The sequence below is a fragment of the Caulobacter sp. SRI_008 genome, assembly GCF_057586355.1.
This window is the reverse complement of record NZ_JBYCZS010000012.1, coordinates 1-20,163: the sequence shown is the minus strand read 5'-3', so window position 1 is coordinate 20,163 and position 20,163 is coordinate 1. Positions and strand designations below refer to the sequence as shown.

At 69.2% G+C, this 20,163-nt stretch carries 23 protein-coding genes; 14 read left to right on the top strand and 9 right to left on the bottom strand.

The features are described from left to right. Positions 1–72 precede the first annotated feature (72 nt). Together AC2YHT_RS12295 and AC2YHT_RS12290 are read left to right on the top strand one after the other, a co-directional pair. Positions 73–948 (top strand): bifunctional regulator KidO, encoded by an 876-nt coding sequence (locus AC2YHT_RS12295; protein ID WP_110120936.1) that lies wholly within the window; start codon positions 73–75, stop codon positions 946–948. 70 nt (positions 949–1,018) lie between these two features. Then, a complete protein-coding gene (locus tag AC2YHT_RS12290; RefSeq protein ID WP_487290070.1) occupies positions 1,019–1,723 on the top strand; it encodes a glycosyltransferase family protein in 705 nt (234 codons plus the stop codon). A 6-nt stretch (positions 1,724–1,729) separates the two neighbouring features. On the opposite strand, the gene AC2YHT_RS12285 is transcribed toward AC2YHT_RS12290, so the two are convergent. The 3 genes from AC2YHT_RS12285 to AC2YHT_RS12275 are packed head-to-tail and all read right to left on the bottom strand — an operon-like array spanning position 1,730 to position 4,658. Next, positions 1,730–2,035, bottom strand: coding sequence for a hypothetical protein (locus AC2YHT_RS12285; RefSeq protein ID WP_487290069.1), 306 nt, complete (start codon positions 2,033–2,035; stop codon positions 1,730–1,732). 2 nt (positions 2,036–2,037) lie between these two features. Beyond that, positions 2,038–2,946, bottom strand: a complete 909-nt coding sequence (locus tag AC2YHT_RS12280; RefSeq protein WP_487290068.1) for a hydroxymethylglutaryl-CoA lyase — start codon at positions 2,944–2,946, stop codon at positions 2,038–2,040. Beyond that, complete coding sequence (locus tag AC2YHT_RS12275; protein WP_487290067.1) at positions 2,943–4,658, bottom strand: ArnT family glycosyltransferase; 1,716 nt, start codon at positions 4,656–4,658, stop codon at positions 2,943–2,945. The genes AC2YHT_RS12280 and AC2YHT_RS12275 overlap by 4 nt, the downstream gene beginning before the upstream one ends. Before the next feature lie 91 nt (positions 4,659–4,749). On the opposite strand from AC2YHT_RS12275, the gene AC2YHT_RS12270 reads away from it, so the two are divergent. From AC2YHT_RS12270 to AC2YHT_RS12250, 5 genes are all read left to right on the top strand, one after another. Next, the gene (locus AC2YHT_RS12270) at positions 4,750–5,490 is read left to right on the top strand and encodes a glycosyltransferase family 2 protein (protein WP_487290066.1); all 741 of its coding nucleotides are present in this window, start codon (positions 4,750–4,752) and stop codon (positions 5,488–5,490) included. A gap of 308 nt (positions 5,491–5,798) precedes the next feature. After that, entirely contained in the window at positions 5,799–6,221 is a 423-nt protein-coding gene (locus AC2YHT_RS12265; RefSeq protein WP_110120940.1) for a hypothetical protein, read from the top strand. Between the two features lie 60 nt (positions 6,222–6,281). After that, positions 6,282–6,938: a sulfite oxidase-like oxidoreductase gene (locus tag AC2YHT_RS12260; protein ID WP_487290065.1), complete on the top strand. Its 657-nt coding sequence runs from the start codon at positions 6,282–6,284 to the stop codon at positions 6,936–6,938. A gap of 77 nt (positions 6,939–7,015) precedes the next feature. Next, the gene (locus AC2YHT_RS12255; protein WP_487290064.1) at positions 7,016–8,284 is read left to right on the top strand and encodes an acetyl-CoA C-acyltransferase; all 1,269 of its coding nucleotides are present in this window, start codon (positions 7,016–7,018) and stop codon (positions 8,282–8,284) included. Between the two features lie 390 nt (positions 8,285–8,674). Next, complete coding sequence (locus tag AC2YHT_RS12250; protein WP_487290063.1) at positions 8,675–8,986, top strand: DNA-binding protein; 312 nt, start codon at positions 8,675–8,677, stop codon at positions 8,984–8,986. On the opposite strand, the gene AC2YHT_RS12245 is transcribed toward AC2YHT_RS12250, so the two are convergent. Continuing rightward, the gene (locus AC2YHT_RS12245; protein WP_487290062.1) at positions 8,983–9,312 is read right to left on the bottom strand and encodes a hypothetical protein; all 330 of its coding nucleotides are present in this window, start codon (positions 9,310–9,312) and stop codon (positions 8,983–8,985) included. The two genes, AC2YHT_RS12250 and AC2YHT_RS12245, sit on opposite strands and share 4 nt — an antisense overlap. A gap of 68 nt (positions 9,313–9,380) precedes the next feature. After that, the gene (gene phaR, locus AC2YHT_RS12240) at positions 9,381–10,055 is read right to left on the bottom strand and encodes a polyhydroxyalkanoate synthesis repressor PhaR (protein ID WP_487290061.1); all 675 of its coding nucleotides are present in this window, start codon (positions 10,053–10,055) and stop codon (positions 9,381–9,383) included. A gap of 221 nt (positions 10,056–10,276) precedes the next feature. On the opposite strand from phaR, the gene AC2YHT_RS12235 reads away from it, so the two are divergent. The 6 genes from AC2YHT_RS12235 (at position 10,277) to AC2YHT_RS12210 (ending at position 15,521) form a co-directional block, all read left to right on the top strand. Further along, positions 10,277–11,452: an acetyl-CoA C-acetyltransferase gene (locus AC2YHT_RS12235; RefSeq protein WP_487290060.1), complete on the top strand. Its 1,176-nt coding sequence runs from the start codon at positions 10,277–10,279 to the stop codon at positions 11,450–11,452. A 14-nt stretch (positions 11,453–11,466) separates the two neighbouring features. Beyond that, the gene (locus tag AC2YHT_RS12230) at positions 11,467–12,366 is read left to right on the top strand and encodes a BPSS1187 family protein (RefSeq protein ID WP_487290059.1); all 900 of its coding nucleotides are present in this window, start codon (positions 11,467–11,469) and stop codon (positions 12,364–12,366) included. Positions 12,367–12,430: 64 nt separating this feature from the next. Continuing rightward, positions 12,431–13,153, top strand: a complete 723-nt coding sequence (gene phbB, locus AC2YHT_RS12225; RefSeq protein WP_487290058.1) for an acetoacetyl-CoA reductase — start codon at positions 12,431–12,433, stop codon at positions 13,151–13,153. Between the two features lie 230 nt (positions 13,154–13,383). Beyond that, positions 13,384–14,148 carry a DUF4908 domain-containing protein gene (locus tag AC2YHT_RS12220; RefSeq protein ID WP_487290057.1) on the top strand — a complete coding sequence of 255 codons (765 nt, stop codon included), beginning with the start codon at positions 13,384–13,386 and terminating at the stop codon, positions 14,146–14,148. 78 nt (positions 14,149–14,226) lie between these two features. Next, positions 14,227–14,310: a hypothetical protein gene (locus tag AC2YHT_RS12215; RefSeq protein ID WP_101711352.1), complete on the top strand. Its 84-nt coding sequence runs from the start codon at positions 14,227–14,229 to the stop codon at positions 14,308–14,310. A 110-nt stretch (positions 14,311–14,420) separates the two neighbouring features. After that, on the top strand, positions 14,421–15,521 hold the full coding sequence (locus AC2YHT_RS12210) for a 3-deoxy-7-phosphoheptulonate synthase (RefSeq protein WP_487290056.1): 1,101 nt from the start codon (positions 14,421–14,423) through the stop codon (positions 15,519–15,521). A gap of 225 nt (positions 15,522–15,746) precedes the next feature. Here AC2YHT_RS12210 and tldD read toward each other — a convergent pair whose 3' ends face one another. The 4 genes from tldD to AC2YHT_RS12190 form a co-directional block, all read right to left on the bottom strand. Further along, entirely contained in the window at positions 15,747–17,177 is a 1,431-nt protein-coding gene (gene tldD / locus AC2YHT_RS12205; protein ID WP_487290055.1) for a metalloprotease TldD, read from the bottom strand. A 79-nt stretch (positions 17,178–17,256) separates the two neighbouring features. Then, positions 17,257–18,060: a GIN domain-containing protein gene (locus AC2YHT_RS12200; protein ID WP_487290054.1), complete on the bottom strand. Its 804-nt coding sequence runs from the start codon at positions 18,058–18,060 to the stop codon at positions 17,257–17,259. A gap of 9 nt (positions 18,061–18,069) precedes the next feature. Continuing rightward, positions 18,070–18,636, bottom strand: a complete 567-nt coding sequence (locus tag AC2YHT_RS12195) for a DUF1700 domain-containing protein (protein WP_487290053.1) — start codon at positions 18,634–18,636, stop codon at positions 18,070–18,072. Then, a complete protein-coding gene (locus AC2YHT_RS12190; RefSeq protein WP_110121359.1) occupies positions 18,633–18,959 on the bottom strand; it encodes a PadR family transcriptional regulator in 327 nt (108 codons plus the stop codon). The genes AC2YHT_RS12195 and AC2YHT_RS12190 overlap by 4 nt, the downstream gene beginning before the upstream one ends. 374 nt (positions 18,960–19,333) lie before the next feature. Here AC2YHT_RS12190 and coxB point away from each other — a divergent pair. Then, positions 19,334–20,163: cytochrome c oxidase subunit II (coxB, locus tag AC2YHT_RS12185; protein ID WP_487290052.1), on the top strand; the 830-nt coding region annotated here is incomplete at its 3' end.

Sequence of the window (20,163 nt, the reverse complement as noted above, 5' to 3'; positions counted from 1 at the left end):
TTCCAGAAACGCCTTCTTCAAACCTTGGCGCGTACGCTGCCCGACATTGGTGCTCACCCGACGCGGATTTTCATGTCGCTCACCGTCTCCAAGCTCGGTCTCGCCGCCGCCCAGTTCGGACTGGACGGCATGAACGCGTCGCCGCGTTCGCGTTCCCCCGAGATCGAGGCGCGTGACATCCTGAACATCGCCGCGCGCGCCCGCCTGTCGGTGCTGGACGTCTCGGGCGTCTATGGCCGTTCGGAGTCCGTGCTCGGCGACCTGATCCCGCGTCCGGTCTCGTGCCGCGTCACCATGGCGGCCGCCCGCGCCGACCGCGGTCCCGACTTCGTCGAGGCCGAGGCCCGCGCCTCGCTGCGCCGCATGGGCCTGGAACGCGCCGACGCCATCATCGTCCAGTCGCCGTCGGAACTGTTCGGCGCCCATGGCCCGGCCATGTGGGACCGCCTGCACCGCCTGCGCGAGCAGGGCCTGTTCCGCAACATCGGCATCTCCGCCCACGCCACCGACGATCCGGTGGGCGTGGCCCGCCGCTTCAAGCCCGACATCATCCAGGCGCCGGCCAGCCTGCTCGACCAGCGCCTGCTGGCCGACGGCTCGCTGCAACGCATCGCCGGCATGGGCATCGAGGTGCAGCTGCGCTCGATCTTCCTCAACGGCCTGCTGTTCCTGCCGCCCGACCGCGTGCCGGCCCAGCTGAAGGGGGCCTCGGGCCGCCTGTCGCGCGTGCGCCGCATGATCGCCGAAGGCCGTTCCGATCCGCTTCAGGCCGCCCTGGGCTTTGCTTTGTCGCGTCCCGAGGCTTCGGCCGTGATCGTGGGCGTGACCTCGGCCGCCGAGCTTTCCGCCGTCGTGGCGGCTGCTTCCAGCCCGCCGCCGGACCTCGACTGGGACGAGATGGCCATCGACGACCCGGTGGCCCTCGACCCGCGACGTTGGGTCGCCTAGCGGCGGACCCGACTCGAAGCTCAAGGTTCAAGAAAGAACCGAGAAGACGCCTCGAAGGGAGGCAAAGCCGATGATCCTCGCTGTCCTGCAGGCCCGCATGGGCTCCAGCCGTCTGCCCGGCAAGGCGATGGCCACCCTCCAGGGACAGCCGATGATCCTGCGCCAGCTGGAGCGGATCCGCGAGGCGCGTACCCTTTCGAAGATCATCGTCGCCACCAGCGACCAGGCCGCCGACGACGCGCTGGCCGGTTTCCTGGTGTCGCGCGGCGTCACCGTCTATCGCGGGGCCGGCGCCGACATTCTGGATCGCATCGCCCGCTGCGCCGAGGCCGCCGGCCCGGTCAGCCACATCGTCCGGCTGAAGGGCGACGCGCCCTTCGTCGATCCGGGCCTGATCGACCAGACGGTCCGCCTGGCCCTGAGCACCGGCGCCGACTACGCCTCCAACCGCGTGCACCGCACCTATCCGGCCGGGCTGGAGGTCGAGGTCATCGCCGCCCAGACCCTGCGCACCGCCGCCGCCGAGGAGCGCGACCCGCTGGCCCGCATCTCGCCGACCGCCGCCATCCGCAGCCAGCCGGGCCGCTTCCGCCAGGCTCACCTGCGGGCCGTGCGCGACTGGTCCAGCCTCGACTGGCGCGTGAAGACCCCGGCCGATCTCGCCTTCGCCCGCTCGATCTACGACGCCCTGCACCCGGTGGATCCCGGCTTCCGCATGGGCGACGTGCTGGACCTGGTCGAGAGCAAGCAGGACCTGGGAAGGTTCGCTGCCTAAAGTCTTTCAGCCCGCTGTCGCGGGCGGCGTGATCTGGCCGTTCGGAAGCGATCGCGTCGCCATGTAGCGCTGCTGTTCGGCGACCTCCTCATCGGTGAAAAGGTCGTTTCTTCCTTCCGGACCCGGGTCCCACACGCCGAAGTCGTTGAAGTCGTAGTTCTTCTGAAACGCCTCGAAGCTCGATTCAGCCGTGAACACATGCACTAGCGTGGCTTCGGGGTAGGCCTGGATCAATCGATCGCTCTGAGGATCGACCGGCAGCATCATGCGGCCAAGATCGGTCCACCAGATCTCGAACACCTTCTTGGCCACCGTCAAAACGAGCCTGGAAACCCGCCCGCGCGCGCCAGCGACGACGCCGGGGCCTTGCCCAGGCGTTCGCTGATGTCGCGGCCGATGGCGATCAGGGCGGCGAGGTCGTAGCTCGTCTCGAACCCGGCCCGCTCCAGCATGTAGACCAGATCCTCGGTGCCGATGTTGCCGGTCGCCGCCGGGGCGAAGGGGCAGCCGCCGAGGCCGCCGACCGAGGCGTCGAGCACGTCGATCCCGGCCTCGACGCTGGCGAAGGCGTTGGCCAGGCCCGTGTTGCGGGTGTCGTGGAAGTGCATGCGCAGGCGGGCGTCGGGCGCCGCGGCGCGGACGGCCTCGATGCGCCTGCGGACGGTCCAGGGATCCGCCACGCCAATGGTGTCGGCGATGGCGATCTCGGGCACGTTCATGGCCGCCGCCTCGCGGGCGATGGCCACGACCTGGTCTTCGGAAATCTCACCGTCGAACGGGCAGCCGAAGGCCACCGAGATGGTGGCGGTGATCGGCGGGCCGCCGTCGATCGCCTGGCGCTCGACGATGGCCGCCAGGGTGTCGAGCTGCTGGTTGACCGTGGCGCCCTGGTTCTTCACGCCGAAGCCGTCCGACGCACAGACCACGACATTGGCCTCGTCGCAGCCGGTCGAGACGCAGCGCTCCCAGCCGCGCATGTTGAGCACCAGGCCGATGCGCGAGCGTTTGGGATCGGGGCCGCCCAGGGCGTCCATGATCTCTTCGGCGCCGGCCATCTGCGGCACGCGGTTCGGATTGACGAACGACACCACCTCGGTGCGGCGGGCGCCGGCGGCTTCGAGGCGACGGATCAGGTCGAGCTTTTCCTCGACCGACAGTATGGCCTTCTCGTTCTGCAGGCCGTCGCGGGGACCGACCTCGACGATCTCGATGAAGCGGCTCATGGCTGGGCCTCCACTTCGGCGCCGCTCACGGCGTCTTCCGGTGCGTCATGGCGGCGCGGCTCGCCGCGATAGATGCGCAGCACCTCGTCGTCGCCGTCGGAATAGTTCAGACCCTTGATCTCGCCGGCCGGGCGCGGGGCGTGGCCCATGGCGGCCAGCGCGGCCTTGAACTTGGCGTCCTCGCGGCCCTCGACCACGGCCGGGCGGCCCTCGTCGACGGCGTCGGCGGCGCCTTCCGCATCGGTGAGTTCAGTGGTGGTGCCCAACTGGAAGACCATGCTGGGCTCGGAATAGCCGGTCACCGCCACCGGACCGGGCGCGCCGGCGCGGGGGGCCAGATCGGCCTTCTCCAGGGCGCGGGCCAGGCGCTGCGACAGCCACAGCGAGTCCAGGCGCGGGGCCAGCAGGCCGGCCATGGCGCCGTGGGCCAGGATGCCCAGGGCCCCGGCGGTGACCAGGGCCAGGGCGGCCTTGCGCTCGCGCAGGATCAGCCAGCCGCCGGCGACGGCGGCCGCGACGAACAGCAGGGCGGCGAGGATGGCCAGCGGCAGGGCCGAGGGCGCGGCGTACTGCTTCCAGGCGACGACGCAGACGGCGGCGAAGGCGAGGCCGGCGATGGCCAGCAGCACCGTGCCGACGATCCGTGAGGGCAGGCCCAGAGGCTTGCGCAGGGCCGCGGCCATCAGCATCGCCAGGGCTCCGAAGGCGGGCAGGGTGTAGTGGGCCAGCTTGGTCGGCAGGATCTCGAACATCAGCCAGGTCGGGATCAGCCAGCACAAGGCGAAGCGCACGCCCGGCTCCTTGCGGCCGGTCCAGCCCAGGACTAGGGCGGCGGGCAGCAGCAGGGTGACCGGGAACAGCAGCAGCGGCGAGAGCAGGGCGTAGTAGCCGAAAATCCCGCCGTGGCGCTCGTGGCCGCCGGCCAGCTTGGGGGCGAGGTCGCCGCCCACCGCCGCGCCCCAGAAGGCGCCGTCGGTGGCGACGGTGATCATGGTCGCCCAGGGCAGGACGATGGCCGCGAACAGGATCAGGCCCCAGCTCCAGCCCAGCTGCTTGAGCCAGCCGGCCTTCCGGTCCCAGGCCCACAGGGCGAGGATGGCGAGGATGACGACCAGCAGGCCGACCGGGCCCTTGATCAGGGCGGCCATGGCCATGCCGATCCAGAAGGCCAGTTTCGGACCCTTGCCGGCCTTTTCGCCCGCCAGGCCCGCGGCGTAGATCCTGGCCAGGCCGGCCATGGCCAAGGTTGTAAAGCCGCAGAGCGAGGCGTCGGTCTTGGCGATGAACGCCTCGGTCGACAGCAGGAAGGTCGCGCCCAGGATCGCGCCCGACAGCAGGCTCTCGCGCGGGCCGAAGAAAGCGGCCGCGCCCCAGGCGCAGGCGGCGGCGGCCAGCATGGCGCCCAGCAGCGAGGGGATGCGGTAGGCCCAGATGCCCCGGTCCTCGGGCGCGGAGACGGCCGAGACCGCCGCGGCCTGCAGCCAGTGGATGCCGACCGGCTTCTTGTTGCGGGGCTGGTCCTGCAGCCGGATGTTCACATAGTCGCCGGTCTCCAGCATCTGGGCCGTCGCCTGGGTGAAGCGGGACTCGTCGCGGTCGAGCGGCGGCATGGCGAAGAGGCCCGGCAGGCCGGCGATCAGGGCGACCAGGGCGGCGAAGACCGGCGCGCGCCAGCCGCGCGACCAGGCGTCGAGGCGGGATTCAAGGCTCATGCTGGCGGTCGGGCTGGGGCTCGTATTGGCGCTCATGAGCGATGGAATAGCACGATCCTTTCCTGGCGCGAGTTTTGCGGTAAAAGCGGCCATGACGTCTTCCAATCCCGCCGCGATCCCCGATTTCTCCGTCGTCGTGCCCGTATTCGACGAGGGCGGCGCGGCGCCGGCCCTGGCGCGCGAGATCGCGGCCGCCTTCGCCGGCGAGTCCTACGAGATGATCTTCGTCGACGACGCCAGCCGCGACGACACCAAGGCCCTGCTGACCGCCCTGAAGGTCGAGATCCCGCAACTGCGGGTGCTGGGCCACCGCAAGAACTCGGGCCAGAGCCGGTCGATCCGCAGCGGCATCCTGGCGGCCCGCGCTCCGATCGTGGTCACCATGGACGGCGACGGCCAGAACGACCCGGCCGATGCGCCGCGCCTGGCCAAGGCGCTGAAGGCGGCGCCGGTCGAACTCGCCTTGGTGGGCGGCGAGCGGGTCAAGCGCCAGGACAGCAACGCCAAGCGCTTCGCCAGCAAGTTCGGCAACGGCGTGCGCAAGCGCCTGCTGAAGGACACCGCCAACGACACCGGCTGCGGCCTGAAGGCCTTCCGCCGCGAGGCCTTCCTGCGCCTGCCGTACTTCGATCACATCCACCGCTACATCCCCGCGCTGATGCTGCGCGAGGGCTACGAGATCGCCTTCCAGCCGGTGAACCACCGTCACCGCGAGACCGGGGTGTCGAAATACACCAACTTCGGCCGCCTGAAGGCCTCGATCAGCGACCTGTTCGGCGTGATGTGGCTGCAGTCGCGGGCGCGCAATCCGCAGGGCGTCGACGAGGCGTAGGGAATGACCCCTCTCTCATAGAGAGAGGGAGGGGCCCGCGCCGAAGGCGTGGGAGGGTGAGAGGTTACACCTCATCCGAAAGGGGCGCGGCCCTTACGAGCGCCGACACTCTATAGCCCTGGCAGAACGGGTTGGGGATTTGCCGGCCGACGGTGAAACCCCTCACCCTCCCACCGCTTCGCGGCGGGCCCCTCCCTCTCCCTATGGAAGAGGGGTTCGGAAAGGCGCTCGCCCGACAGGCGGCCCCGGCTTCACCACGGCCCCGAAACCGGTTAACCCTGAAAGCCGTCTCGGGGGAATTCACCGCAATGTTCGCCGCCTTTCCGCTGCTGGCCCTGCCGGTGCTGATCTACAATCTGCTGGCCCTGACCGTCGGCGGCGGCTTCTCGTCCGACGCGGCCAGCTATCGGTTCGGCGAGCAGCTGTTCCGCATCCACATGGCCTCGCGGGTCGACTGGATCGTCAGCTGGGGCGACCTCTTGCTGGGCGCCTCGCTGGTGGTGCTGTTCGTCGAGCTGCTGAAGTCGACGACCAGCCGCAAGATCGCGATCATCAACCACTCGCTGTCGATGGTGCTGTTCATCGTCTGCCTGGTGCAACTGCTGCTGCTGCCGGCCTTCGCCACCTCGGTGTTCTTCCTGATCACCCTGATGGTGCTGCTCGACGTGCTGGCCGGCTTCATCGTCACCATCGTGGCCGCCCGTCGCGACGTCGATTTCGGCGACCGCTGAGGCGTTTCTTCAAGCCGTGAACCGGATCTCCGCGTTAGCCTCCCTGCCCAGGAGGCCCAGATGGACGACGACCAGCCGCCGGAAGACAGCAAGCTCACCCGCAGCAAGGAAGCCTGGGCCAGGGCCGGCAAGTTCCTGACCGGCCACACCGCAAGGCCCGAGGCCGAGCGCCTGCCGCCCGGCCAGCATCTGACCCGCGACTGGCCGGTGCTGGACCTGGGCCTCAAGCCGGATCTGCCGACCGCCGACTGGCGGCTGCGCATCGACGGCCTCGTCGCCCGCCCCGCCACCTGGGACTTCCAGGCCCTGCTGGCCCAGCCGCAGAGCACGCCGGTGTCGGACATCCACTGCGTCACCACCTGGTCGCGCTACGACAACCACTGGCGGGGCGTGCTGACCCGCGACCTGGCGGACGCCGTCGCGCCCAGGGACGAGGCGCGGTTCGTGATGCTGCATTCGTACGACGGCTACACCACCAACCTGACCCTCGAAGACTTTCTGCACGAGGGCGTGCTGCTGGCCCACGGCTGGGAGGGCGCGCCGATCGCGGCCGAGCACGGCGGGCCGGTGCGGCTGGTCGCGCCGCACCTCTATTTCTGGAAAAGCGCCAAGTGGCTGAAGCGGATCGAGTTCGTCGCCGCCGACAAACCGGGCTTCTGGGAGGAGCGCGGCTATCACAATCGCGGCGATCCCTGGGCCGAGGAACGCTATTGGTGAGGGCGGCGGATTTCGACAAGCGCGGCGGTCCGCGCGCGCCTATCTATCGGTAACAGACCCTCTTACGGACGCCGTTCATGACCGCTTCCAACCTCTGGCTCGCCGCCGGCCTGCGCACCCCCTTCGCCAAGGTGGACGGCGCCCTGGCCGCCCATGACGCCATCGACCTCTCCGTGCCCGTGGTGAAGGCCATGCTGGAGAAGGGCGCGCGTCCCGACTTCGCCGTCTGGGGCACGGTGATCCCCAACCTGACCTGGAGCAACATCGCCCGCGAGGTGCTGCTGGACGCCGGGGCCGATCCGACCATCCCGGCCTTCTCGACCGTCATGGCCTGCTCGACCAGCATGGCCGGCGTGCTCGAGGCCGCCGGCATGATCGACGGGCGCGGCCGGGATCTGGCCCTGGTCGGCGGGGTCGAGGCGATGAGCCGGGTGCAGATCGGGCTTTCGGTGCGGCTGTCGGACTGGATCCGCCGCTTCCAGCAGGCCCGCGACCTGAAGGGGCGGCTGGCCGTGCTGTCGGCGTTCAAGGCGGCCGACGCGCGGCTCTATGTGCCCAAGGTGGCCAATCGCACCACGGGCCTGTCCATGGGCGAGCACACCGAGATCACCGCCAAGGAGTGGGGCCTGGCTCGCGCCGACCAGGACGCCATCGCCTTCGCCAGCCACCAGAACGCCGTGCGCGCCTGGGAGAGCGGGTTCTTCGACGACCTGGTGATCCCCATCGGCGAGGCCCGACGCGACACCATTCCGCGCAAGGACAGCACGCTGGAGAAGCTGGCCAAGCTGAAGCCGGCCTTCGACAAGACCAGCGGCCTGGGCACGCTGACGGCCGGCAATTCCTCGCCCCTGACCGATGGCGCCTCCAGCATCTGGGTGGCTTCGGAGGCGGGGCTGGCCCGCCTGCCCGAGCGGACGCCGCGGGTGAAGATCCTCGACTACGAGGTCACCGCCATCGACCTGAGGAACGAGGGCCTGCTGATGGCCCCGGCCTACGGCGTGCCGCGCATGCTGGCCCGCAACGGCCTGACGCTGGGCGACATCGGGCTGTGGGAGATCCACGAGGCCTTCGCGGCTCAGGTGCTGTCGCACATCGCCGCCTGGGAGAGCAGAAAGTTCCTGGCCGAGAAGGCTGGCGTCACCGCCGACCTCGGGGCCTTCCCCCGCGAGCGGATGAACCCCACCGGCGGCAGCCTGGCGATCGGCCACCCGTTCGGGGCCACCGGCGCGCGGATCCTGTCGCAGGCGACCAAGGAACTGGCCGCGCGCGGCAAGGGCGAGAAGGCCATCGTCAGCATCTGCGCCGACGGCGGCCAGGGCACGATGATGCTGCTGGAAGCGGCGTAGGCGCTTTCTGTCCGTCTGCACGATTCCCGTGAAACGGTAGCGAAAATCTGCCGATGTGCTGGAGGCTGGACGTAGAACCGGCCCGAGGACTAGGGGCAACCTCGGGCCGGCGGTACGCATGTCGCGTTGTGGGGGGTGAACGCGACGTCCTGAAATTGAACCCGCTCGCCCCTTCAATCAAGCGAATGAACGTCGCTCGGCGCTTTTGTCGCAGGGAAGCGTTGTCAGGAAAACGTTGTCAGGTCAGGGCCGTGAAGATCAGGGTGACGACGGCGACGTCGAAGGCTCGGATCAGGAGGGTCAGCATAGGTCGGCGCGCTCTGCGGAAAGATTCAGGGCTCGACCTAGCAAGACTGGCGCCAAGCCGGCCTTCGGCGCTAACAATTCCACATGACGTTATTTTTCGACCCTGGGTGGTATGACGCGCGGCTGGCCGAGCGCGGGCTCGATCGCGTCGCCCTGGCCGTGGCGGCGGGCCTGAGCGCCGAGGCGCTGGACCTGGCGTTCAAGGACCAGCGCGAGCTGAGCCCCGCCGAAGTGGCGGTTTTCGCCGAAATGCTGGGGGTTTCGCGCGAGGAGGCCGCGCAAAGGGCCGGGATCGGGGCGCATGCGGCGCCGGTCGATCCGGCCGCGCGACGCATCGCGGAACTGGAGGCGAGGGTGGCGGCGCTGGAGGCCCGGCTGGCCGCCTTGGGCGGTTAGATCTCGGTCTTCTTGATCAGGCCCGTCTTGGGACGGCGGTCGGCCGGGCCGGAATATTCCGTGCCGAGATAGGTCGAACGGGCGTTGTCGAGCACTTCCTGCCCACCGCGCAGCCCGCGCTTCTGGCCGGGCTGGCCCATCAGGTGGGCGGCGAAGGTCGCGAAGGCCCCGCGCCGCGGAGGCGGCGGCGGGGCCGGCGTTTCCTCTTCCTCGCGAACATGAGTCACGTCTTCCCCGTCCGCCTCGCGGCGGTCGGAGTCCCGGGGCGCTGGCAGCGCCCGGCGTGCGTTGGCCGCACGTCGGATGGGATCGATCGGACCGTTCATGGTGAGTAACCCTAGCGGCGCGTCCGTTAAGAACGAATGCGCCGGCATGGTTGACGCCCGTTCAGGATTTACGGCTTGGTCGCCAGCTTGGCGATCTGCTCCTGCATCGCTTCCAGCTGGCGCTTGAGGTCGGCCAGGCTGTCCTCGCTAGGCGCGGACGGGGCCGGCTGCGGCGCCGGGGCCGGCGGGGCCTCGGCGGCCGCGCCGTCTTCCGGGCGGTTGTAGGCGAAGGGCGAGAACATCTTCATGGCCCGGTCGAACAGCGCCATGTTCTGGCGGATCTGCTCTTCGTAGATGGCCATGCCCGGCGCCGCGGCCTTGCCGGCCAGGCCCTGGCCGGTGAACTGCTGGCGCATGCGCTCCTGCTGCTTGGAGAAGCTTTCCAGCGACATCTCCAGGTAGCTGGGCAGGAAGGCCTGCATCGAGTTGCCGTAGAAGCCGATCAGCTGGCGCAGGAACTGGATGGGCAGCAGGTTCTGGCCGCCGCCGCGGTTCTCTTCCTCGAAGATGATCTGGGTCAGGACCGAGCGGGTGATGTCGTCGTTGGACTTGGCGTCATAGACGACGAAGTCGACGCCCTCCTTCACCATGTCCGACAGGTGCTCGAGGGTGACGTAGGAACTGGACGCGGTGTTGTAGAGCCGGCGGTTGGCGTACTTCTTGATGACGACGCGCTGGCCCGACCCTTTTTCAGCTTTGTCAGCGCCGGGGGCGGCTTCGCCTTTTTCGGGGTTCTCGGACATTTCGTTCCCTGGGACAGCGGTGTCGCCCGCCTTTTCGCATCGCACTATCGCCAATGCAAAGGCATGGCGCCAGTCCCGCGAATAGCTGGACTGCGCATCATGACGTGAAAATGTATTCGTGACGAACGCCGTTCGTTTCGGCATGGTGCTGTTGCACTGCAAAAGTGTGGGCGCCGCACCTGCGAAGGCGTCACCGAACAGTCACGGGAAAACGAAAGCCAATGACCGACATCGTCATCGTCTCCGCCGCTCGCACGCCGGTGGGCTCCTTCCTCGGCGCGCTGTCCAGCCTGCCGGCCTCCGAGCTGGGCAAGACCGCCATCGTCGCCGCGGTCGAGCGGGCGGGCCTGACTCCGGCCGACGTCGACGAAGTGATCCTGGGCCAGGTGCTGCAGGCCGGCGCCGGCCAGGGTCCCGCCCGCCAGGCCTCGGTCAAGGCCGGCGTTCCGGTCGAGAGCCCGGCCTGGAGCCTGAACCAGCTGTGCGGGTCTGGCCTGCGCGCGGTGGCCCTGGGCGCCCAGCAGATCCTGTCGGGCGACGCCAAGATCGTGGTGGTCGGCGGCCAGGAGAGCATGAGCCAGGCCCCGCACGCTCAGGCCCTGCGCACCGGCCAGAAGATGGGCGACCTGGGCTTCGTCGACACCATGATCAAGGACGGTCTGTGGGACGCTTTTCACGGCTATCACATGGGCCAGACCGCCGAGAACATCGCCAACCGCTGGCAGATCACCCGCGAAGACCAGGACAAGTTCGCCGTCGCCAGCCAGAACAAGGCCGAGGCGGCCCAGAAGTCCGGCAAGTTCGCCGACGAGATCGTCGGCGTGACCATTAAGGGCCGCAAGGGCGACATCGTCGTCGACCAGGACGAATACATCCGCCACGGCGTGACCCTGGAGAGCATCTCGGGCCTGAAGCCGGCCTTCGCCAAGGACGGCTCGGTGACCGCCGCCAACGCCTCGGGCCTCAATGACGGCGCCGCGGCCCTGGTGCTGACCACGGCCGAGGAAGCCGAGAAGCGCGGTCTGAAGCCCCTGGCCCGGATCGTCTCGTGGGCCAACGCCGGCGTCGATCCGGAGATCATGGGCACCGGCCCGATCCCGGCCAGCAAGAAGGCCCTGGAAAAGGCCGGCTGGACCGTCGCCGACCTCGACCTGATCGAGAGCAACGAAGCCTTCGCCGCCCAGTCGATCTCGGTGGTGCGCGAGCTGGGCCTCGACCCGGCCAAGGTCAACGTCAACGGCGGCGCCATCGCCATCGGCCACCCGATCGGCGCCTCGGGCGCGCGGATCCTCACCACCCTGGTGCACGAGCTGAAGCGCTCGGGCGGCAAGAAGGGCCTGGCGACGCTGTGCGTCGGCGGCGGCATGGGCGTGGCCCTCTGCATCGAGGCCGTCTGACGCTCGGCCCGCGCGTGTTCCAGCGTATCGCGGGGGCGCTCCTTGGCGCCCTCGCAGCCGCTACCCTGATCTCCGCGGCGGATGCGGCGGAGATCCAGGCCTGGAGCCTCAGGTCCTCGGCGATCGATCCGTCGATCGCCGAGTTCGACGAGCCCAACCTGGTCCTGCGCCCGGCCAATATCGCGCCGGGAACGCCGCTCGTGATCTTTCTGCCGGGCACAAGCGGAAAGCCCGAAGGCGCGTCGGCCTTGCTCAAGGTCATCGCCGCCCAAGGCTATCCGACGATCGGCCTGCAGTACGCCAACATTCCGGCGGTGGTGCAGGTGTGTCCGCGCGATCCCGATCCGGCCTGCTCGTCGGACTTCCGCCGCATGCGCATCCGCGGCGATGGGCCTTCGCGCGCCGTGAGCAACAGCCGCGCGGCCTCGATCGAGGGGCGGCTGGCGGCCCTGCTGGCGCGGCTCGACAAGGACCATCCCGGCCAGGGCTGGGGCGGCTATCTGAAGGACGGCGCGCCCGACTGGAGCCGCATCGTCGTCAGCGGCCTGTCGCAGGGCGCGGGCATGGCCGCCTGGATCGCCCGCGAGACGCCGGTGGCGCGGGTGGTGCTGTTCTCCAGTCCGTGGGACTTCACCACGCCCGGCCGCCGGCTGGCGCCGTGGATCGACGGGCCGGGCGCGACCCCGCCCGAGCGCTGGTACGCCGCCTACAACAGCCGCGAAAACACCGCCGACCTGCTGGCGGAGAGCTATCGCCGGCTGGGCGTTCCGACAACCCATGTGAGAATCTTTAGTGAAGCTCTACCCGAGGGCTTCAAAGGTGATGGTCCTAACCCCTATCATCCGATCGGGATCCGTGATCCCCGCTATGCCGACGATTGGCGTTTCCTTTACGGAGCCCCACAGGCACAGTGACGCTTCCTGCACGACCCATCCCCCACGTGGCCGAACAAGGCCCGGATCGAGAGAGGAACGTTGAATGGCTAGAGTTGCGTTCGTGACCGGCGGCACCCGGGGCATCGGCCGGGCGATCTGCGAGCGGCTGGTCGCCGACGGCCTGAAGGTGGCGGCGGGTTATTCCGGCAACGAGGCGGCGGCCGAGGCCTGCGCCAAGGAACTGGGCGTGACGGTGGTCAAGGGCAATGTCGGCTCGTTCGAAGACTGCCAGGCCGCCGTGGCCAAGGTCACCGCCGAACTCGGCCCCATCGACGTGCTGGTCAACAACGCCGGCATCACCCGCGACGGCTTCCTGCACAAGATGACCTACGAGCAGTGGTCGGAAGTGATCCGGGTCAACATGGACTCGGCCTTCAACATGACCCGCCCGGTGATCGAGGGCATGCGCGAGCGCGGCTGGGGCCGGATCGTCAACATCAGCTCGATCAACGGCCAGAAGGGCCAGGTCGGCCAGACCAACTATTCGGCCGCCAAGGCCGGGCTGATCGGCTTCACCAAGGCCCTGGCGCTCGAGAACGCCAAGAAGGGCGTGACCGTCAACGTCATCTGCCCGGGCTATATCGACACCGAGATGGTGGCCGCCGTCCCCGAGACGGTGCTGGCCGGCATCATCGGCGCCATCCCCGTCGGCCGCCTGGGCAAGGGCGAGGAGATCGCCGACATGGTGTCGTTCCTGGCCGGCGAGCGGGCGGGCTTCGTGACCGGCGCCACCCTGTCGTTGAACGGCGGCCAGTACCTCGCCTGACGGTCGTTCCGCCCGGGCCGGAAGGCTTGTGGCTTGACCACGCGGTCCCGGTCGGCGTCTGTAGGCGCCGACCGGGATGTTCAGGGGGCGCGTGGCGATTGCCGGGCGCCAGGGAAGCGTTGCAGAAAAGTCGCATGGCGACGCTTGCCAGGAAGCGCCGCCTCCACGTCCAAGAATCGCCCCAGTCGGGGACCATCACCGTCGCCATGATACGACCGACGGTGGAAACGATGGGGCCGAGAGGCTGCGCGGCCGCGCTGGCGCTCACCCTGATCGGAGCAGGGTTCTGCGCCTCGCCCGCCGCCGCCCAGTCCAAGCACAGCCTGCGCGACGCCCTGTTCGGCGACCGCGCCACGGCGGAAGCCCGCAAGCCGCCGGCGCCGCCCGTGGCCCGCTACGTCTCGGAAGGCGGCGGGGCCTTCGTGCTCGACCGCGCCACGCCGACCGCCCTGCTGAAGTTCGAGAACAGCAGCGAGGTGTGGGTGCTGTCGCCCCACGCCGGGCCGCGCGGCGACGTGATCTACAAGAACGAGCTGGGCGAGCCGGTGCTGCGCGCCACCAAGCTGGGGGGCATGATCCTGTTCACGCCCGACCGCCCGGCCGGCGCCGCCGCGGCCCTGATGGGCCGGGCCACGACCATCCAGCCGCCGGCCTTCATCAAGCCCAGCGCGCTCTTCCTGCGCATGGCCCAGGCCGCCGACCGCGCCAGCCGCGCCGCGCGCCACCAGGTCAGCTTCGAGACCGTGCAGGACGCCCGGCCCGAGACCTCGGTTCTGGTGGCCGAAAGCGCCAATGTCGCGGCCGAGGCCTTCGAGCGCATGGCCCGCAACGGCGACCGCAACCTGCTGAACCGCATCGGCCGCGTGCTGCTGGCCGAGGGCCGCAAGCCCGGCGCGGCGGTCAAGGACGACGCCCTGATCATCACCTACGCCTCGGGCAAGGGCCTGGCCGGCCGCCCGTCGTCGGAGCGGATCATCAAGGTGGTGGACCAATAGGCCTCGCCTATCGCAGCGTTTAAGGGGCGCCCAGCCTGGGCTGTGGACTCCCGGAAAACTTGGCTCTAGGGTGCCCGGATGATCCTCGCCGCCAGCCAACAGCTGTTTTGGTATTTTAGCTATCCGACGCCTCTGGCGCCGGGAGGGGATCGTTTGGCCTGAGATCAGGCCGCCAAAAACGCCTTTCACCAGCCGCCAGGGGTCTCCCGGGCGGCTTTTTTAATGGCCGCCGGACCTTCCGAACTTCTTCTCGATCTTCCAGGAACCGCGCCATGCCTTCTTCTTCCACCGCCGCCAGTCTCGTCTCGCTGCCCGTCCCCACCGACGACCTGCGGATCTCGCGCCTGCAGACCCTCAGCCCGCCCGCCCAGGTGATCGGCGAGGCGCCGGCCTCCTCGTCGATCTCCGAGATCGTCGGCGACGCCCGCCAGGCGGTGCACGAGGTGCTGCACGGCCGCGACGACCGCCTGGTGGTGGTGATCGGCCCCTGCTCGATCCACGATCCCAAGGCCGCCCTCGACTACGCCCAGCGCCTGGCGGCCGAGCGCGAGCGGCATGCCGGCGAGCTGGAAGTGATCATGCGGGTCTATTTCGAGAAGCCGCGCACGACGGTCGGCTGGAAGGGCCTGATCAACGATCCTGATCTCGACGGCGGCTTCCGGATCAACGAGGGCCTGCGGCTGGCGCGGCGGGTTCTGCTCGACGTCAGCGCCCAAGGCCTGCCGACCGCCTGCGAGTTCCTGGACGTCACCACCCCGCAGTACATCGCCGACCTGGTGGCCTGGGGCGCGATCGGCGCCCGCACCACCGAAAGCCAGATCCACCGCGAGATGGCGTCTGGCCTGTCGTGCCCGGTCGGCTTCAAGAACGGCACCAACGGCGACGTGAAGGTGGCGATCGACGCGGTCACCGCCGCCGCCCAGCCGCACCATTTCCTGGCCGTGACCAAGGAGGGCCGCGCGGCCATCGCCACCACCACCGGCAACGCCGACAGCCACGTGGTGCTGCGCGGCGGCAAGACGCCCAACTACGACGCCGCCAGCGTCGGGGCGGTGGCTGAAGCCCTGGTCAAGGCCGGCCTGCCGCCCAGGATCATGGTCGACGCCAGCCACGCCAACAGCGGCAAGAACCACGGGAACCAGCCCGCCGTCGTCGCCGACATCGCCGCCCAGGTGGCGACCGGGACCTCGCCGATCATGGGCGTGATGATCGAGAGCAACCTCGTCGCCGGCCGCCAGGACATCGTGCCCGGCAAGCCCCTGACCTACGGCCAGTCGGTCACCGACGCCTGCATCGACTGGGAGACGTCGGTGCGCGTGCTCGAGGACCTGGCCGCCGCCGTGCGGGCCGGCCGCGCCGCCAAGGCCGGCTGAGGCGCTCGCCGCCAACGAAAAAGGACCCCGGCATGCTCCGCCGGGGTCCTTCGCAGTGGCCGCTTCTGATCCGCTTGGGATTGGGGACCGGTAATCGCGGGCGGCGGCCTCGTTGACGCGCCCAGACTGGGCCGCGCCAGACTGGGCCGCGAGCGAGGCGCGGGTGAAGTTACAAGCGCGACAGGTGGATTAAATCGCCGACAGGGTCGCCCTCTCCCTAAGGACTTAAAGGCTGGTGCCGCCCACGGTCAGGCCGGTGATCTTCAAGGACGGCTGGCCCACGCCCACGGGCACGCCCTGGCCGGCCTTGCCGCAGACGCCGATGCCGGGATCGAAGTCGAAGTCGTTGCCGATCATGGTCACCCGGGTCAGGGCGCTGGGGCCGTCGCCGATCAGGGTGGCGCCCTTGACCGGCGCGGTGATCTTGCCGTCCTCGACGAGGTAGGCCTCGGTGCACTGGAAGACGAACTTGCCGTTGGTGATGTCGACCTGGCCGCCGCCGAAATTGGCGCAGTAGAGACCCTTCTTCATCGAGGCGATCATCTCGGCCGGGTCGTGGTCGCCCGCCAGCATGCCGGTGTTGGTCATGCGCGGCATCGGCATGTGGGCGTAGGATTGGCGGCGGCCGTTGCCGGTGGCGGCCATGCCCATCAGCCGGGCCGACATGCGGTCGTGCATGTAGCCCACGAGGATCCCGTCCTCGATCAGGATGGTGCGCTCGGTCGGCGTGCCTTCGTCGTCGATGGTCAGCGAGCCGCGGCGGCCGGGGATCGAGCCGTCGTCGAAGACGGTGACGCCCTTGGCGGCCACGCGTTCGCCGATGCGGCCCGAGAAGGCGCTGATGCCCTTGCGGTTGAAGTCGCCTTCCAGGCCGTGGCCGACGGCCTCGTGCAGCAGCACGCCGTTCCAGCCGGGGCCGAGCACCACGTCCATCTCGCCGGCCGGGCAGGCGACGGCGTCGAGGTTCACGAGCGCCTGGCGCAGGGCCTCGTCGACCTGCTCCTGCCACTTGTCGGGGCTGATCCAGGCGGCGAAGCCGGCGCGGCCGCCGGCGCCGGACGAGCCGGCTTCGCGCTTGCCGTCCTTCTCGACCGTGACCTGGACGTTGAGGCGCACCAGCGGGCGCACGTCGCGGATCAGCTTGCCGTCGGCGCGCAGGATCTCGACTACCCGGCGCTCGCCGGTCAGGCTGGCCATCACCTGGGCGACGCGGGGATCTCGCTGGCGGGCGAAGGCGTCGATCTCCTGGAGCAGGGACACCTTCTCGGAGAAGGCGGGCGAGGAGACCGGGTCGTCCTCGCCATAGAGCTTTTCGTTGGTCGAGCGCGGGCCTTCGGCCGAGACGCCCGCGTGGCCGCGCTTGGCGAGGCTGGCGGAGGCCGCGGCCCGGCCGATGGCGGCTTCGGAGATTTCCGAGGCGTGGGCGTAGCCGGCCGTCTCGCCGGCCACCACGCGCAGGCCGAAGCCTTCGCCCGAGTCATAGGAGGCGGTCTTCAGCCGGCCGTCGTCGAAGACGAAGGCCTCGCTCTCGGACCGCTCGAGGAAGAGCTCGCCGTCGTCGGCCCCGGCCAGGGCCTCGCCCAGGATGGCGCGGGCGCGTTGCGGATCGACGCCGGCGGCGTCCAGCAGGGAAGGGGCGGAGAGGGGAGCGGTCATCCGTACAAGTTAGGCGCTCGAAGGCCCCGCGTCATCTCCCTCCGCCCCGCGATCCTGTCGCGGGGCGGAGGGGAGGGGTTCACCAGTCCTCGTTGACCTCGCCCGAGCCGGCGATCGACTTGGACAGGCGGGCCGGGCGCTCGGTCAGGGTGACGTCGCCGCTGCCGGCGATGCTGACGTCGGCCTCGCCCGTCGGACCGAGCTTGGCCTCGCCGCTGCCGGCGATCTCGACCTTGGCGTCGGCGACGGTCAGGGCGCTCAGTTCGGCCTCGCCGGATCCGGCGATGTGCAGGTCGACGGCCTTGGTCTTGCCCGAGGCGTAGACCTCGCCGCTGCCGTTCAGCGCCAGGGCCAGGCTCGGCTGGTCGTAGGACTGGATGTCCAGGTCGCCCGAGCCGTTGAGCACGAAGCTCTTCACCGACGGGGCCGAGACGCGGATGATCAGGTCGTCGGAGTGGGCCAGCAGCCGCACCCCGTCGCCGGTGATCGTGAAGCCGCGGCCGTTGCCGTCGCCGTCGAGGTGCAGGCGGTCGCCCGACAGCACCACGCGGCGGACCAGGCCTTGCGGGCCTTCGACGGTGACGCCGGCCTTGTCGCTCTGGGTGAAGATCACCCGGGCGGGCAGGTCGATGCGCAGGGCCTCGCCGCCGGTCCAGGCGATCTGGCGGGTGGTGTTGGGACCGTTGTCCTCGATCGTCACTTCGCCGTTGCGATGGACGGAGACGCGGCCGTCGTCGTCCTCGACGTTGAAGTGGATGTTGGCGGGGATGGTCCAGCCGCCTTGCTGGATCAGCTGGCGGCCGCCGATGGCGAAGGCGGTTCCAAGGCACGCCACGGCCAGGACGAAGCTGGCGACGGCGATGATGGTCAGGTTGCGGATCATGGCGCGACCTCAGGCTTGCGGTTCGATGGCCGGCTTCAGCAGCCGGTAGTGGAGGCGGCCGTACCAGACCAGCACGTTGACCAGGCCGACCGTGACCAGGCCGGTGACGGCGGTCAGGGCGGTGGCCGCGGCCATCAGGCCGATGCCGCCCAGGATGGCGACGGCGGGGCCGCCCGGCGGGTTGAAGAACGGTCCGGCCGAGAACACGAAGCCCCCGGCGATGAAGACGCCGATCCCGGCCATGAAGAAGCCGAACAGCGCCCCGATCACGCCCATCAGGATGGGCAGCAGGATAAGAATGTCGATCGCGCCCAGGCCCAGCACCGCGAACACGGCGCCGGCGGCGGCCGACGGGTTCTTGGTCTCTTCCCAGCGCTTGAGGCCGGCTTCGGCGCGCAGCTCGCGGGCCAGGCGTTCGGGATCGCCCAGGGCGGCGGCCGTCTCGGCCTCGGTGCGGCCGGCGGCGACGGCGTCGTCGAAGTGGGCGTCGTAGTCGGCGACCGCGTCGGCGATGGTGGTGGCCGGCAGGCCGGCCAGGCCGCGCTTCAGGCGGCTGATGAATTCGGCGCGGGTCATGCGGCGGCTCCCAGGATGTCGTCCACGGCCTTGGTGAAGGCGGCCCATTCGGCCTTCTGGGCGGCGAAGCTGTCGCGGCCGGCGGTGGTCAGGCGGTAGTATTTGCGGGGCGGACCGCTGGTCGACTCGACCAGGTAGGTCTCGACCAGTCCGTCGGACTGCAGGCGTCTCATCAGCGGGTAGATGGTCCCCTCTCCCATGTCGATGTCGTGGGCCAGCTGGCTGGCGATCTCGTAGGCGTAGCTGTCGGCCTTCGACAGCAGGGCCAGCACGCACAGCGCCAGCACGCCCTTCTTCAATTGTGTTTCGATGGCTTCAGGCACGGCTCTCGGTTCCTGTTGGTAGGACCCTTGTACCGACAGGTAGTGTGTGATGCAAGGTAGCTGTTATTACAAGTTATCAATGTTCGGAGATCGGCGTGATTCGCCTGTCGGTCGTGTGGATGGATTTGGCGAAGTTATTGAGAATGCTTCGCAACTGGTGCGATTCCCCTGCTCCACATGTGGTTTCGGGTGCTTGGCAACAGGGATTGATGCGCGTATGCACGCCTGCGACCGATCGGCGCCATGGGGAGAGCTCCGACTTGTTGCAAAGTCGATTGCTTGAACCCCGGTATCCGGTCGTATTGTGCAAGTCGGCGCGGCGGGAGACGGAGTGTCACCCCGTTAGAACGCCGCCGAAACGGGCCGAGAGGGAAATGAAGCAATTCCAGGGGATGCGGCGGAAGTGGGCTGGCCTTTGCGCCGCCGCCGCCACGATGGCGTTCGCGGGGCAAGCCTTCGCAGAGGATCTATTGGGTCAGCCGACGCCTGGGGGGATCGCCCTCCAGCCCGCCGCGTCGGTGCTGAAGCATGACGCGATCTGGTTCCACAACTGGATCCTGCTGCCGATCATCACGGCCATCACCCTGCTGGTCCTGGGCCTGATCATCTGGATCGCCGTGCGCTACAACGCCAAGGCCAATCCGGTCCCCGCGAAGTTCAGCCACAACACCATGATCGAGATCATCTGGACGCTGGTGCCCGTGCTGATCCTGATGATCATCGCGATCTTCTCGTTCAAGCTGCTCTTCCGCTACAACGACATGCCCAAGCCCTACATGACCGTGAAGGCCACGGGCTATCAGTGGTACTGGGGCTACGAGTACCCCGACCAGAAGATCCCCGAGATCATCTCCAACGTGCTCACCGAGGAGCAGGTGGCCGCCAAGGGCCTGCCGCACAGCCTGTACCGGCTGGCCGCCAGCGAGGCGATGGTGGTGCCGGTCAACCAGGTGGTCCGCGTGCAGGTCACCGGCGCCGACGTGATCCACGCCTTCGCCCTGCCGGCCTTCGGCCTGAAGATCGACGCCATCCCGGGCCGCCTGAACGAGACCTGGTTCAAGGCCGAGAAGGTGGGCACCTATTACGGCCAGTGCTCGGAGCTCTGCGGCATCGACCACGCCTTCATGCCGATCGAGATCAAGGTCGTCAGCCAGGCCGAGTTCGACGCGTGGGTGAAGGCCAAGGCTCCGGCCGCGGCCCCCGC

Coding starts and splice junctions, on each gene's coding strand:
- AC2YHT_RS12270 (WP_487290066.1), top strand. CDS start 4,750: ATGACGTCTTCCAATCCCGCCGCGATCCCCGATTTCTCCGTCGTCGTG.
- AC2YHT_RS12210 (WP_487290056.1), top strand. CDS start 14,421: ATGCCTTCTTCTTCCACCGCCGCCAGTCTCGTCTCGCTGCCCGTCCCC.
- phaR (WP_487290061.1), bottom strand. CDS start 10,055: ATGTCCGAGAACCCCGAAAAAGGCGAAGCCGCCCCCGGCGCTGACAAA.
- AC2YHT_RS12235 (WP_487290060.1), top strand. CDS start 10,277: ATGACCGACATCGTCATCGTCTCCGCCGCTCGCACGCCGGTGGGCTCC.
- AC2YHT_RS12200 (WP_487290054.1), bottom strand. CDS start 18,060: ATGATCCGCAACCTGACCATCATCGCCGTCGCCAGCTTCGTCCTGGCC.
- AC2YHT_RS12265 (WP_110120940.1), top strand. CDS start 5,799: ATGTTCGCCGCCTTTCCGCTGCTGGCCCTGCCGGTGCTGATCTACAAT.
- AC2YHT_RS12280 (WP_487290068.1), bottom strand. CDS start 2,946: ATGAGCCGCTTCATCGAGATCGTCGAGGTCGGTCCCCGCGACGGCCTG.
- AC2YHT_RS12295 (WP_110120936.1), top strand. CDS start 73: ATGTCGCTCACCGTCTCCAAGCTCGGTCTCGCCGCCGCCCAGTTCGGA.
- AC2YHT_RS12195 (WP_487290053.1), bottom strand. CDS start 18,636: ATGACCCGCGCCGAATTCATCAGCCGCCTGAAGCGCGGCCTGGCCGGC.
- AC2YHT_RS12260 (WP_487290065.1), top strand. CDS start 6,282: ATGGACGACGACCAGCCGCCGGAAGACAGCAAGCTCACCCGCAGCAAG.
- AC2YHT_RS12250 (WP_487290063.1), top strand. CDS start 8,675: ATGACGTTATTTTTCGACCCTGGGTGGTATGACGCGCGGCTGGCCGAG.
- AC2YHT_RS12215 (WP_101711352.1), top strand. CDS start 14,227: ATGATCCTCGCCGCCAGCCAACAGCTGTTTTGGTATTTTAGCTATCCG.
- AC2YHT_RS12220 (WP_487290057.1), top strand. CDS start 13,384: ATGGGGCCGAGAGGCTGCGCGGCCGCGCTGGCGCTCACCCTGATCGGA.
- AC2YHT_RS12290 (WP_487290070.1), top strand. CDS start 1,019: ATGATCCTCGCTGTCCTGCAGGCCCGCATGGGCTCCAGCCGTCTGCCC.
- AC2YHT_RS12245 (WP_487290062.1), bottom strand. CDS start 9,312: ATGAACGGTCCGATCGATCCCATCCGACGTGCGGCCAACGCACGCCGG.
- tldD (WP_487290055.1), bottom strand. CDS start 17,177: ATGACCGCTCCCCTCTCCGCCCCTTCCCTGCTGGACGCCGCCGGCGTC.
- AC2YHT_RS12255 (WP_487290064.1), top strand. CDS start 7,016: ATGACCGCTTCCAACCTCTGGCTCGCCGCCGGCCTGCGCACCCCCTTC.
- phbB (WP_487290058.1), top strand. CDS start 12,431: ATGGCTAGAGTTGCGTTCGTGACCGGCGGCACCCGGGGCATCGGCCGG.
- AC2YHT_RS12275 (WP_487290067.1), bottom strand. CDS start 4,658: ATGAGCCTTGAATCCCGCCTCGACGCCTGGTCGCGCGGCTGGCGCGCG.